The organism is Devosia aurantiaca (genome assembly GCF_011058215.1).
Taxonomy (GTDB): domain Bacteria; phylum Pseudomonadota; class Alphaproteobacteria; order Rhizobiales; family Devosiaceae; genus Devosia; species Devosia aurantiaca.
Genome location: NZ_JAALFG010000001.1, coordinates 677,349 through 690,346 on the forward strand (window position 1 = coordinate 677,349; position 12,998 = coordinate 690,346).

General features: G+C 63.2%; 11 protein-coding genes and 1 pseudogene. 3 read left to right on the plus strand and 9 right to left on the minus strand.

Annotated features, from left to right (window positions below):
• Positions 1–51: 51 nt before the first annotated feature.
• Positions 52–588 (minus strand): translation initiation factor IF-3, encoded by a 537-nt coding sequence (gene infC, locus G5575_RS03565; RefSeq protein WP_328765903.1) that lies wholly within the window; start codon positions 586–588, stop codon positions 52–54.
• A 152-nt stretch (positions 589–740) separates the two neighbouring features.
• Here infC and G5575_RS03570 point away from each other — a divergent pair, with 152 nt between their 5' ends.
• Entirely contained in the window at positions 741–1,505 is a 765-nt protein-coding gene (locus G5575_RS03570; RefSeq protein WP_164533118.1) for an alpha/beta hydrolase, read from the plus strand.
• Positions 1,506–1,513: 8 nt separating this feature from the next.
• Here G5575_RS03570 and G5575_RS03575 read toward each other — a convergent pair whose 3' ends face one another.
• The 4 genes and pseudogenes from G5575_RS03575 to G5575_RS03590 all read right to left on the minus strand — a co-directional run bounded on the left by G5575_RS03575 (position 1,514) and on the right by G5575_RS03590 (position 4,951).
• A complete protein-coding gene (locus tag G5575_RS03575; RefSeq protein ID WP_164533119.1) occupies positions 1,514–2,167 on the minus strand; it encodes a GNAT family N-acetyltransferase in 654 nt (217 codons plus the stop codon).
• A complete protein-coding gene (locus tag G5575_RS03580) occupies positions 2,164–3,027 on the minus strand; it encodes an SDR family oxidoreductase (RefSeq protein ID WP_164533120.1) in 864 nt (287 codons plus the stop codon). Before G5575_RS03580 ends, G5575_RS03575 begins: the two co-directional genes overlap by 4 nt.
• A pseudogene (queG, locus tag G5575_RS03585) lies at positions 3,024–4,147 on the minus strand (tRNA epoxyqueuosine(34) reductase QueG). The gene G5575_RS03580 and the pseudogene queG overlap by 4 nt, the downstream one beginning before the upstream one ends.
• A gap of 123 nt (positions 4,148–4,270) precedes the next feature.
• The gene (locus tag G5575_RS03590) at positions 4,271–4,951 is read right to left on the minus strand and encodes a glutathione S-transferase family protein (RefSeq protein ID WP_164533121.1); all 681 of its coding nucleotides are present in this window, start codon (positions 4,949–4,951) and stop codon (positions 4,271–4,273) included.
• A gap of 107 nt (positions 4,952–5,058) precedes the next feature.
• Here G5575_RS03590 and G5575_RS03595 point away from each other — a divergent pair, with 107 nt between their 5' ends.
• Positions 5,059–5,871, plus strand: coding sequence for an undecaprenyl-diphosphate phosphatase (locus G5575_RS03595; protein WP_164533122.1), 813 nt, complete (start codon positions 5,059–5,061; stop codon positions 5,869–5,871).
• Positions 5,872–5,877: 6 nt separating this feature from the next.
• Here G5575_RS03595 and G5575_RS03600 read toward each other — a convergent pair whose 3' ends face one another.
• The 4 genes from G5575_RS03600 to G5575_RS03615 all read right to left on the minus strand — a co-directional run bounded on the left by G5575_RS03600 (position 5,878) and on the right by G5575_RS03615 (position 11,465).
• Positions 5,878–6,507, minus strand: a complete 630-nt coding sequence (locus G5575_RS03600; protein ID WP_164533123.1) for a LolA family protein — start codon at positions 6,505–6,507, stop codon at positions 5,878–5,880.
• 167 nt (positions 6,508–6,674) lie between these two features.
• The gene (locus G5575_RS03605; protein ID WP_235935770.1) at positions 6,675–9,248 is read right to left on the minus strand and encodes a DNA translocase FtsK; all 2,574 of its coding nucleotides are present in this window, start codon (positions 9,246–9,248) and stop codon (positions 6,675–6,677) included.
• A 463-nt stretch (positions 9,249–9,711) separates the two neighbouring features.
• Complete coding sequence (locus G5575_RS03610; protein ID WP_164533125.1) at positions 9,712–11,103, minus strand: ammonium transporter; 1,392 nt, start codon at positions 11,101–11,103, stop codon at positions 9,712–9,714.
• Positions 11,104–11,126: 23 nt separating this feature from the next.
• Entirely contained in the window at positions 11,127–11,465 is a 339-nt protein-coding gene (locus tag G5575_RS03615; protein ID WP_164533126.1) for a P-II family nitrogen regulator, read from the minus strand.
• Positions 11,466–11,733: 268 nt separating this feature from the next.
• Here G5575_RS03615 and G5575_RS03620 point away from each other — a divergent pair, with 268 nt between their 5' ends.
• Positions 11,734–12,948, plus strand: coding sequence for an FAD-dependent monooxygenase (locus G5575_RS03620; RefSeq protein ID WP_164533127.1), 1,215 nt, complete (start codon positions 11,734–11,736; stop codon positions 12,946–12,948).
• Positions 12,949–12,998 lie beyond the last annotated feature (50 nt).

The window sequence follows — 12,998 nt, forward strand, 5'->3', positions numbered from 1 at the left end:
AAAAAGCGGGCCTTGCGACCCGCTTTTCAAAATTCTCAGATCCGGCAGCCCTTACTTAGGCGCCAGCACCATGACCATCTGGCGGCCTTCCGAGCGCGGCTGCGACTCGACCTTGGCCACGGCTTCGGTTTGCTCCTTGACCTTGAGCAGCAGCTGCATGCCCAGATCCTGGTGCGCCATTTCGCGGCCACGGAAACGCATCGTCACCTTGACGCGGTCGCCATCGTCCAAAAACCGTTGCACAGCCTTCATCTTGGTTTCGTAGTCATGGGTATCGATGTTCGGCCGCAGCTGAACTTCCTTGACTTCGATGACCTTCTGCTTCTTGCGCGTTTCGGCGGCCTTCTTCTGTGCCGCGTATTTGTAGCGGCCAAGATCGAGCATCTTGGCAACGGGCGGCTGCGAATTGGCAGCGATCAGCACGAGGTCAAGCCCGGCCTCCTGCGCTTCGGCCAAAGCATCGCGCGTTCGCACGATGCCGCGGTTTTCACCTTCGGCATCGATAAGCTGGACGTCAGGGCTGGTGATATCCTCATTGGCAAGCGGCCCATCTTTCTGGGGCGCTACGGGTCTCATGGGACGACGAATGGCAAGCGATCCTTGTGTTGTTCAAGCAAAGGGGTGAAGTCGAGGCTAAAATCGTGTTAGCGGCAGCTAAAGTCAACTGGCCCGGACAGGGATATTCCCTTTGTTGCGCCGGGGAAACTCACTTTCTAACTTATGAGGCGCGGTTTTCGCTCATGAGCTTTACGCAATCTCTTCGTCTCGCCGTTGGCACAGGGCCCGACCAGCGTGACATCGCCGTCGAACAGCGCACCGGCGGGGCCCCGGGCCTTTTCTGGCTGAGCGGCTTTCGCTCGGTCATGAGCGGCATCAAAGCGGTGACGCTGGACACATTGGGCGCCGAACATGGCCTGCAGGTGACGCGCTTCGATTATTCCGGCCATGGTCTGTCGGGCGGCAGCTTCGACGAGGGCACCGTCAGCCGCTGGCTCGAGGAGGCGGAGGCTGTTTTTGCCACCACGAGCGGCCCGCAGATCGTCTGCGGGTCGTCGATGGGCGGCTGGCTGGCACTGCTCCTGGCGCAGCGACAACTGGCCAAAGGCGCGCCGCTCAAAGGCCTGGTGCTGATTGCGCCGGCAACCGATGCCACCGCCACCTTGATCCCCGAGCGCATGACCAAGAAACAGGCGCGCGACCTCGAGCGGCAAGGCTGGTTCGAGCGGGAGAGCCGCTATGGCGACGGCCCTTACCGCTACACGCAGGCGCTCGTTGAAGACGGCACAAAGCACCTGCTCTTTGGAAAGGTTATCGAAACCGGCTGCCCGGTGCATATCCTCCAGGGCGCCAAGGACCCCGACGTGCCCCATGCGCACGCGGCCAAGCTCCTGACCCACATCCTCCACGATCCGGTGACGTTCACGCTAATCCCGGATGGCGATCACCGGCTGAGCCGGGAAGAAGATTTGGAGCGGCTGCGGGCCGCCGTTTTGGCTATGGTTTGAGCGGGAGCCTAGCCCCGCACCTTCAACTTCGTGCGCTCTACTCCACCATCGCCAAAATTCTCCGGCTGCAACCAGCGTTCGTATTCCTCGCGCAGGGACGGCCACTCGCTGTCGAGGATCGAGAACCAGGCCGTATCGCGGCTTTCGCCTTTGACGATGCGGTCCTGCCGGGAGAGGCCTTCATGCTGGAAGCCGAAGCGGGCGGCGGCCTTCTTGGAGGGGTCGTTACGATTGTTGCATTTCCACTCGAAGCGCCGATAGCCGAGGTCGTCGAAGGCGTGGCGGGCGAAAAGAAACAGCGCTTCGGTGGCGAGGCGCGAGCGGGCCATCGCCGGTCCCCAATAGATGCCGCCGATCTCAATCGAGGCATGCTCGGGAAAGATCCGCATCCAGGCCTGGCGGCCAACGGCCCTGCCGCTGGCTTTGTCGACTACGGCGACATAACGATCGCCGCTGGCATTGGCGCGCTCGACGAAGTCTTCGGCCGCGGCGACGCTGTCCGGCGCATATTCGTAGAGCCAGCGATAGCGCTCCGGCACGCCTTCGCCATGAGACTGCGCGAAGAGGTCCGCCGCATGGCGCCGTTCCAGCGGCTCGAGGCGCGCATAGCGGCCATCGAGGACGACGCGCTCGGGCGCGCCTTTTGCCGGCTGCACGGTCATTCTTCGCTCTCCAGGATTTGCCGCAGGCCCGCGCGGTAGTTCGGATAAAGCATCTCGATGCCGAGCGCCTGCTTGATCGCGAGGTTGGAGACCCGCTTGTTGTCGCGGTAAAAACTGCGCTGCATGGGCGACATCTCGGTGGTTTCGAAGGGAAGGTCGGGCGGCACCGGCATGCCGATCATTTCGGCGCCATAGGCGATCACGTCCTGCGGCGGCGTCGGCTCGTCGTCAGCCATGTTGAACGTGCCATCGAGCCGCCGTTCGGCGGCTAGCGCCGTTACACGGGCAATATCATCGACATGGATGCGGTTGAACACCTGGCCCGGCTTGATCACCCGCCGCGCCGTGCCGTCGCGCAGCTTGTCAAAGGTCGAGCGGCCGGGCCCATAAATGCCGGCAAGGCGCAGGATGGTGAGAGGCACGCCGCGCTGCACCGCATAATCGCGCCAGGCCTGTTCGGCGAGAACGCGGAGGTCACTGCGCATATTGCGCGGTACGAGGGGCACAGTTTCGTCGATCCAGGCGCCATCGAAATCGCCATAAACGCCGACGGTCGAGTAATAGCAGAGCCATTCGAGCCTGGGTGCCGCATCGAGCTCTGCCCGATGGTGCAGCAGGACGGGATCGCCATCGTCACCGGGCGCGGCGGAGAGGATGACGTGGGTCACGTGCTCCAGTGCGGCGCCCACCTCGGATCCGGGTCGCTCGCCGTCGAACACAATGGCATCGACGCCTTCAGCCTGTAGCCGTTCGGCCTTCTCCGCCAATCGCACCGTGCCGCCGATGGCAAAGCCGCGCTCCAGCATCGCCTTGACCGCGTGCTGAGACGAGTAGCCCAGCCCGAAAAAGAACGCCTTCATACCATTCCGCTCCACTCGTCCCGCACGGCAGGATCGGTTTCGTTATCGAGGTGCCGCTCCCGCACGGCGCTGGCCTGCTCGGGATCCAACCGCCGCAGCGCCCAGACAGCCGCCCCGCGCACCAGCGCCGAGGGATCGGCCATCCGCGACAAGACGGAGTTCACGAAGATCTCGCTTTCCGAATTGCCGATGCCAATCAGCACATTGCGCAAGAATCGCTCATGGCCGATGCGCTTGACCGGCGAGCCGGCAAACAAGGCTCTGAACCCAGCATCGTCGATCGCCACCAGCTCTGCTAAGGCCGGCCGCTCCAGTTCCGGGCGCGAACGCAGCTTGGCTTCGCGGCTGACGGAGGCGAACTTGTTCCAGGGGCAGACGGCAAGGCAATCGTCGCAGCCATAGATGCGGTTGCCCATGGGCCGACGGAATTCGCGCGGGATCGGCCCCTTATGCTCGACGCTGTAATAGGCGAGGCACCGGCGCGCATCGAGCCGGAAGGGCGCGGGAAAGGCATTGGTCGGACAGACGTCGAGGCAGCGGGTGCAGGAGCCGCAGCTTTCCGGATGCGGCTTGTCGACCGGCAGTTCCGCCGAGGTCAGGATCGCGCCCAAAAACAACCAGGAACCCCACTCGCGGCTGACCAGCACGGAGTGCTTGCCCTGCCAGCCAAGGCCTGCCGCCTCGGCCAGCGGCTTTTCCATCAGCGGCGCCGTATCCACAAACACTTTGACATCGGCGCCGCCGCGTCGCGCCAGAAGGCCGGCCAATTCCTTGAGCTTGCCCTTGATTATGTCATGGTAATCGCGATTGCGCGCATAGGCCGAAATGTTGCCGATGCTTTTTCGGCCAGCAGGTCGAGCGGATTGGTATCGGGGCCGTAATTGACGCCGAGGAGGATGGCGGAGCGCGCCTCTTCCCAGAGCCGCCGCGGATCGCCGCGCCGTTCCTCGGTTTCGGCCATCCAGGTCATTTCGGCGTGCCAACCCTGTTCGATGGCGTGGCGCAGTTTTTCTGGCAGATCCGGCCGTGCATCGGTCGTCGCAATTCCGAAAGCGTCAAAGCCCAGCGCGGCAGCACGGCTGCGCAGCTCGGCGACAAGTTTTTCGGTTTGCGTGTTCAAGTAGACCTCATGGTGAGCCTGTCGAACCACGAGGTCGTGGCACAATGCAGGCACGGGCACGACCTCGTCCTTCGACAAGCTCAGGATGAGGTCTGCTAAAAGACTTCCTCGTGCTGCAAATCCCTAAAAATCGAGATCGGAATAGCCTCGGCTCGGGGGCATGGCTACCACGCGGTCGTTGAGCAGCGTCCGGAAGGCCGGCCGCGACTTGATGCGGGAGTACCAGTCGCGCGTTTCGCCCGGGATTTTTGACCAGTCGAGGTCGCCCATATAGTCGAGCGTCGAAATGTGGGCCGCAAGGGCGAAATCGGCGAGGCTCATCGTGTCGCCGCCCAGCCAGTTGCGGCTGGCGAGGAGCCAGTTGAAGTAAAGGAGGTGTTCCTGAAGGTTCGCCTTGGCCGCGCGCAGCACCGAAGGCTCCGGCGTCGCGCCGCGAATGTCGCGCTTGGCGATCTTTTCCTCGAATAGGTAGCGCGTCACCTCGTCATTAAGCTTGACCAGCACCCATTCCACCAGCCGCCACATTTCAGCGCGCGACAAAGGATCGGCCGGCAGCAGGCCCTCGACAGTCTCGGGGGCATAAAGGTCTTCGACGGCATGGATATTGGCCATGATGCCGATGATCGCCGCTTCCGTTTCGGTGAACATGATGGGCAGCGTCGCCGCTGGATTGAGCTCCAGCAATGCCTCTTCGCGCAGCCATGGCTTGATCTCATCGAGGTCGAGCGGGACGCCATATTCGGCGCACATCAGCCGGATCAGCCGGGACGCAGGATCGAGGGGATAGTGCACAAGGCTTGGCATTGGACGCTCTTTTAGGGTGCCGCGGCCGCAATCCCCGCCTTGGCGCCCTGGTCGAACAGGGCTAGAAGCTTGGCCGCAACGGCTATTTTGTTGAGTTAGGGGATCAGATGAACGCCGATCAAGGTCTTTTTGTGCCGCTGGTCCTCGGAATTCTCGAAGGGCTTACCGAATTCCTGCCGGTAAGCTCAACGGGCCATCTGCTTCTGGCCGGCCATTTCTTCGGCCTCACCCAGCCGGCGACCTTTATCGTCCTGATCCAGCTCGGCGCCATCCTGGCCGTCGTCACGGTCTATTTTGCGAAGATCGGGCTGCTGATCCGCGATGCCCTAACCGGAAAGAAGGAAGCCTGGCAGTTTGCCCTTTCGGTCATTCTCGCCTGCTTCCCGGCCGTTATCGCCGGCGTGCTACTGCGCGAATATATCCAGGGCGAGCTTTGGGAATCGGCAACGCTGATCTGCTGGACCCTGCTGATCGGCGGCGTCATCCTGCTGATCGTCGATCGCCTGCCGCTCCAGCCGAAGTACGACGATATCTACCGGTTTCCCTGGCATCTAGCGCTGATCGTCGGCTTGTTCCAGATGATCTCGCTGATCCCCGGCGTTTCGCGCTCCGGCTCGACCGTGGTGGGTGGTATGCTCTTTGGCGCATCGAAGCGCGCGGCTGCAGAATTTACCTTCTTTATCGCGCTGCCGATCATGGTCGGCGCCTTCGGCTACGATCTCTACAAGAGCCGCGACATGATCGACGGCTCGATCGCGATCAGCGTGGCCATCGGCTTTGCGGCGGCCTTCGTGGTCGGCGCGCTGGTCGTGCGCTACTTGCTCAACTTCGTGTCCCGCTATGGCTTTGCGCCTTTCGCCTGGTGGCGCATCCTGGTGGGCGCCGCCGGGCTCGTAGCGATCTATGCGTTCGGGCGCTGAGCGCTCTTAACGCGGCGGTTCCCGGCCGGAATAGGTGGCAGGGAAGGTGAAGAAGTTGTCGGGGATATCGACATTCTTCTGCACGTCATAAAGCGAGAAGGTGAGCTCGGCGCCGCTGGGCTCAACCAGCGTCCACTGCGCCAGATCCTTGGTTTCGGTGTCAAAGATCAGCGACACCTGCACCGTGCCGGCGACGGTGTTGTCGACCACGGTGATCGACATGTAGCCGTCCGAATTGGTGATGTTGACGACATTGGCAGTGAGGAGATCGATGTTGTCGCCCAAGAACTGGCGCAGCGGGATCGAGTCCTGCGGATAGGCGTAATAGGTTTCTTCGCGCCGATCGATGACGTAGAAGCCCCGGCCGATCGAGACGATTTCTTCGCGGCTCGGCGGCGCATAGCGGAAGGCGATCTTGCTGGGGCGCTCGAGAAAGAAAGTTCCTTCCTGACGGCCGCCTTGGGTATCGATCTGCAGGAACCGTCCGGCCATGGTCCGGATCGAGGAATTGTAGCTGTTGATCTCGCCGATCAGCGCCTGTTCCTCGGGCGTCAGCGCCCGATCGAGCGCCAGCGCCGGCAGGGTCGTGGCACAGGCGGCAGCGAAGCCGAACATGAGGGCATGGCGACGGTTCATGGGCAGACTTTCCTCCGAAAGGGTGACGCTATTGACCCTAGGCTATGCAGTAATTGCGGCAAGAGGTGGAAGTTCCGATCACGCGTTGCGGCAGCTGCTGATTGGACATCCCGATACAAAACCGCCGGCGCTTTCGCACCGGCGGTTCAAATCGACGGGTGATATCGTCAGTAGCCGTCGGCGTTGTTGCCGACGAGGATTTCGCGCTTGCCGGCATGGTTGGCCGGGCTGATGACGCCTTCGCGTTCCATGCGCTCAATCAGGGTTGCCGCCTTGTTGTATCCGACGCCCAGGCGTCGCTGCACATAAGAGGTCGAGGCCTTCTTGTCCGAAAGAACGATGTGCACGGCCTTGTCGTAGAGCTCGTCGCCCGAGCCGCCACCGCTTTCGCCCATGGCGTCGGCCGTGATCTCGCCGTCCTCGTCTTCATCCTCGGTGATGTTGTCGAGATAGTCGGGTGCGCCCTGTGACTTGAGGTGGTTGACCACCGCTTCCACTTCCGCGTCGGAAACGAAGGCGCCGTGGAGGCGCTTGGTGCGGCCGCCCGAGGCCATGTAGAGCATGTCGCCATTGCCCAGGAGCTGTTCGGCGCCCTGTTCGCCCAGGATGGTGCGCGAGTCGATCTTGGACGTCACCATGAAGGAGATACGGGTCGGGAAGTTGGCCTTGATCGTGCCGGTGATGACGTCCACCGACGGGCGTTGCGTGGCAGTGACGATGTGGATGCCGGCGGCGCGGGCCATCTGTGCGAGGCGCTGGATGGCGCCTTCGATGTCCTTGCCGGCCACCATCATCAGGTCCGCCATTTCGTCGACGATGACGACGATATAGGGCAGGGGCTGCAGGTCGAACTCTTCGCTCTCAAAGATCGCCTCGCCGGTTTCGCGGTCGAAACCGGTCTGCACCGTGCGAGTGATGACGCGGCCTTCCTTGGCGGCTTCGGCAACGCGCTGGTTGAAGCCGTCGATGTTGCGAACGCCAATCTTGCTCATCTTGCGATAGCGATCTTCCATCTCGCGCACCGCCCATTTGAGCGCCACGACCGCCTTTTGCGGATCGGTGACGACGGGGGTGAGGAGATGCGGAATGCCGTCATAGATGCTCAATTCGAGCATCTTGGGATCGATCATGATCATGCGGCACTGCTCGGGCGTCATCTGGTAGAGCAGCGACAGGATGAAGGTGTTGATACCCACCGACTTGCCCGAGCCAGTAGTACCGGCGATCAGCAAGTGCGGCATGCGCGCGAGGTCGGCTATCACCGGTTCGCCGCCGATGGTCTTGCCGAGGCAGATGGGGAGCTTGCCCTTCATCTTCTCGAAGTCGGAGCTGGCCAGCATTTCGCGGAAGAACACCGTGTCGCGCACCTGGTTGGGCAGCTCGATGCCGATGGCATTGCGGCCGGGGACCACGGCGACGCGGGCGGAGATTGCCGACATGGAGCGGGCGATGTCGTCGGCCAGCGAAATCACGCGGCTCGACTTGATGCCGGGAGCCGGTTCGAGTTCGAAGAGGGTGACGACGGGGCCGGGACGGACATTGATGATGTCGCCCTTGACGCCGAAATCGCCCAGCACTTCTTCCAAACGCCGCGCCATTTCCTCGAGACGCTCGGGGGCATGCTCGGGCGAGGGGCCCTTGTGCTTGGGTTCGGCAAGAAGGCTCAGCGCCGGCAGCTCGAAACCGCCGGGTTCGTCGAGGAGAGAAGGCTGGGCTTCGCGGAACTGGCGCTGGCCCTGAGCCGGACGGGGAGCCGGCGCGGCAACGGCCACTGCGGTGCGCGGTGCTGCCGGATCGATGGGATGAAAGCGCGAGTCGCCGCGCTGGGTGCGGTTGACCACCGGCACATCGGCGACGAAGGGGACTTCGTCTTCTTCGGGCTCATCGGGATAGTCGATGGCGGTGTCGTCGTAGTCTGGCTGCGCCTGAATGCGGGCGCTGGGTTCAAAGCTGGGCTCGACGGCGTGGCTCACCGGCGCATGGATGCGGCGCTGAGGGTTGGCCATCACCAGCTCGCGGTCGACGACCACGGCAGGCGCTTCACGATCAAGGCTCGGTTCGGTATGGGCGAACTCGCCGACATCGTCTGCCTGGCGGCGTGCGGCATGCTCGGCCCGGGCACGGCGGAAAGCGGTTCGCATGGAATAGCCGAGGTGAACCATGGCGCCCATTGCCACTTCCACCAGCGGATTGGGTTCGCGTTCGTCTTCAAGATCGGCTGCAGCGCTCTTGCGGGAGCCGGCCTTCGCGGCCTTAACCGGAACGGCGGTGCCGAGGCCCATGGCGATCCAGAACAAGGCCAAGGCGGGTGCCGCGAGGATGATGGCGAACAGGGTCGAGGTCACAGCCTGCGGCTGGTCGCCGGCGATCATGCCGGCGAGGTAGCTGAAGAGCATGCCCGCAAGACCGCCAAGGCCGGTTGGCAGCGGCCAGCTATCGGGCATGGCGATAAAAGAAAACACACCGGCGGCAAGCACGACGGCGCCGAGCCACGCGATCAGCCGCAGGGCAGGGTGGGTGAGGCGATAACGGCGGGCCATGGCCCAGCCCCAAAGGGCAAGCGGCACGACCATGACGAGACCGGCAAGGCCGAGGAACTGGAACACGAGATCGGCGATCACGGCGCCCGGATAGCCCAGCCAATTGGCGGCTTTCTTGGCGGTCGCAAGCGACAGCGATGGATCATCCACCGACCAGGAGGCGAGCGAGGCAAGGATCACCGCCGAAATGCCCAGCAGCATCAGCCCGGCAATGCGCAGCGGGATGCGGATGGCGATGGCGGGTGGGGGCGCAGGCGGAGCCTTGGCCTTGGACTTGCTGGCTGCACCGGCCCGGCTGCGGGGCGGCACGGGGCGGACATCGTCGATCGTCGGAAGGGGATGGCTGGGCATGTACGCGAACTCTTTGGGCCCACCAAAACCATCAGACCGGGCCGATGGGCTTGACCTTAGCGGGCCAGGGTTAATCGCGTGCTAACCATCGCGGATCGAGGTGTGCGGCCCATGCTGTTTGCGAGTGGGAAGCCTCTGTGGCGGGCCAAGAGGACATGAGCCGCACGCTTCGAGCCGTCGCCCCTTTCGGGGCGCAAATTGCTCCAGTGGAGCAATTTGAGGCGAGAAGGCCATGAGAGCTGCGCTCGAATGGCCGGGCCCCAGGCACGGCGTGTTTGGCAGGCGGCACAATGCGCCACCTGCCGGAGTGAGATCAGTTGTAGGCGCGTTCGCCGTGGGTCGAGAGATCGAGGCCGTCCGATTCGGAGGCTTCCGAAACCTTGGCGCCGCCAAAGATGGCCTTCACGATCAACATGGCGACGAACGCCACGACGCCGGACCAGACGATGGCAATCGCGACACCGGTCAGCTGCACCATGAACTGGCCGCCGATCGAGTAGGCAGCCGCGTCGCCCAGCGGGTAACCGCCGAGGCCGGGTGCTGCGACGATTGCAGTGCCGAGCGCACCGACAATGCCGCCCACGCCGTGGATGCCGAAGACGTCGAGCGAGTCGTCATACTTGAGCATCGGCTTGAGGTTGACCACGGCCCAGAGGCAGACGACGCCAGCAATGGCGCCGAGGACGATGGCGCCACCGACACCGGCAAAGCCGGCAGCGGGGGTGATGGCGACGAGGCCGGCAACGGCGCCGGAAACGGCACCAAGGGCGGAGGCATGACCACGGGTGATCTTTTCGCCGATGACCCAGGCCAGTGCCGCAGCGGCCGGGGCCAGGACGGTGTTTATGAGGGCGACGGCGGTCAGGGCGTTGGCTTCGAGGTTGGAGCCGGCATTGAAGCCGAACCAGCCGAACCACAGAAGGCCGGTACCGGCATAAGTCCAGACGAGGTTATGGGGAGCGATCGGCTCCTTCATATAGCCAAGGCGCGGCCCGAGAACGATGGCAGCGACAAGGGCTGCAACGCCCGAATTGATGTGAACAACGGTACCGCCGGCAAAGTCATAGGCGCCCATGCCGAAGAGGAGACCCGGACCCGACCACACCATGTGGGCCATGGGGATATAGGAGAAGGTGAACCAGATGGCGAGGAAGGCCAGGAGCGCGCCCAGCTTCATGCGCTCTGCAATACCGCCGACGATCAGCGTCGAGGTGATGCAGGCAAAGGTCAGCTGGAAGGTCACGAAGACCAGCTCAGGTAGTTCGAAACCGGCCGAGAAAGTCGCCGCGGTGGATTCGAGCGTCACGCCATTGAGGAAGAATTTGGAGAAGTCGCCGACAAAGGCCGAAAGGCCGCCTTCGGTCGGGCCGGCAAAGGCCAGCGAATAGCCGTACGCTACCCAAAGGATCGAGATCATCGAGAAGCCGAGGAACACCTGGGTCAGGACCGAGAGGATGTTCTTGGCGCGGACTAGGCCGCCGTAGAAGAGCGCAAGGCCTGGAATGGTCATGACGATGACGACCATGGTGGAAACCAGCATCCAGGCGACGTCGCCCTTGTCGACGACGGCTGCGGCTTCGGTCGTGGCTTCAGCAACCGATGCGCCGGCTTCGGCCAGCGGCTGGGCCGCGTCCTGGGCAAAGGCTGGCAGGGCCAGCAGAAGGGAGGCCAGTGCAGCGCCCCCGAGAATTTTTTCTATCTTCATCTGATTGTTTCTCCCGAAGACGCTTAAAGGGCTGCTGCGCCGGTTTCGCCGGTGCGGATGCGGGTGACGGCCAGAAGGTCGAGCACGAAAATCTTGCCGTCGCCGATGCGGCCGGTCTGGGCGGCATCGCGGATGGCGGTGCTCACTGCGTCGGCCAGCGCGTCATCGACGGCGATCTCGACCTTGAGCTTGGGCAGGAAGTGCACGGCATATTCGGTGCCGCGATAGATTTCCGAATGGCCCTTCTGCCGGCCGTATCCTTTGACCTCGGTCACGGTCATGCCATGGACATCGAGGGAGTTCAGCGCCTGACGCACTTCCTCGAGCCGCGATGGCTTGATGATGGCTACCACAAGTTTCATGTGTCCCCCTTGGCGCCAGGACGGCGCATTCTGGTATGGCCAAAAAGGAGTCAAGCGCCGTGCCAAACTGGAAAAGAAGAATTAGGGTAAAGAAATCAGTTGGTTAGAAAATATGAAAACTGGTGGCGGCACTGTGATGCAATTTTGTGCACACGCATTGTGCTGGTCCAGCACGGATTGCCTAAATTACGGGCAGGGTGACTGAGGCACTCCGCGCCCTTGCATTGTCGCGGCTCAGTTGTGAAATGAACGGAGCAAGGAGTAGCCCATGTCCGCAGCGCAGCAGCGATACGACGTCCTCATCGTCGGAGCCGGTCCGGTCGGCCTTACCATGGCGCTGGCGCTGGCCAAATCGGCACCGGGCATCCGTGTGGCATTGGTGGATCGAAGGCCGCTGAGCGTGCCGCGCGACAATCGCGCATCGGCCATTGCCGCCGGGGTCCGCCGCGTTTTCGAAGCGCTAGGGGTTTGGGGCGAGATGGTGGATCAGAGCCAGCCGATCCTTGCCATGAACATTACCGATTCGGGCAAGGGCGACCTCGCCCGGCCGCTGTTTTTGCAGTTCGACGGCGAAGTCGCGCCCGGCGAACCTTTTGCCCATATGGTGCCCAATGCGGCCAGCGGTTCAGCGCTCCTGGCTGCGGCGCAGGATCTGATCACCGTCATTGCGCCGGCGGAGATCGCTGCCTGGTCCGGAACGGGCACTTTGACCCTGAGCGATGGACGTCTGCTTTCGGCGCCGCTGATCATCGCCGCCGATGGCGGGCACTCCGCGCTGCGGCAACGGGCCGGCATCGAAACCTTCGGCCACGACTATGGCCAGACCGGCCTTGTTGCCACAATCGCCCACGAACTTCCGCATGCGGGCGTCGCCTACGAGCATTTCCGCCCCAACGGACCTTTTGCCAGCCTGCCGCTAACGGGGAACAGGTCATCGCTGGTCTGGACCGAGAGCTCCCAGGAAGCTCCGCGCTTCCTGGCCATGGACACCGAAACTGTTGAGGCTGAAATCGAAGCGGTGATGGGCTCGACCCTTGGGACCGTCACGCTCGAGGACAAGCTGATGGGCTTTCCCTTGCGGCTGCAGATCGCCAAAAGCTTTGTCGGGCCGCGTCTTGCCCTGATCGGCGACGCGGCCCATGTCGTTCACCCCATTGCCGGGCAGGGCCTTAATCTCGGGCTCAAGGATGTGGCCGCGCTTGCCGAGGTCATCGTGGATTCCATGCGGCTCGGCCTCGATCACGGCGGCGATGATGTTCTGGCCCGCTATCAGAGCTGGCGCCAGTTCGACACTGCCTCTATGGCCGTGGTGACTGATGGAATGAACCGGCTGTTCTCCAACGACATCGCCCCGGTGCGGGCCATTCGCGATTTCGGTCTCGGGCTCGTCGATCGCACGGGGCCGGTCAAGAACCTCCTTATTCGAACGGCATCCGGGGTCGGCGGCAGGGGACCGAAGCTGCTGAGTGGGCTGCCGATCTAACGAAGCGCAGCCCCCACCCCCTCCCTCGTCAGGCGGGGGAGGAGTTTGTG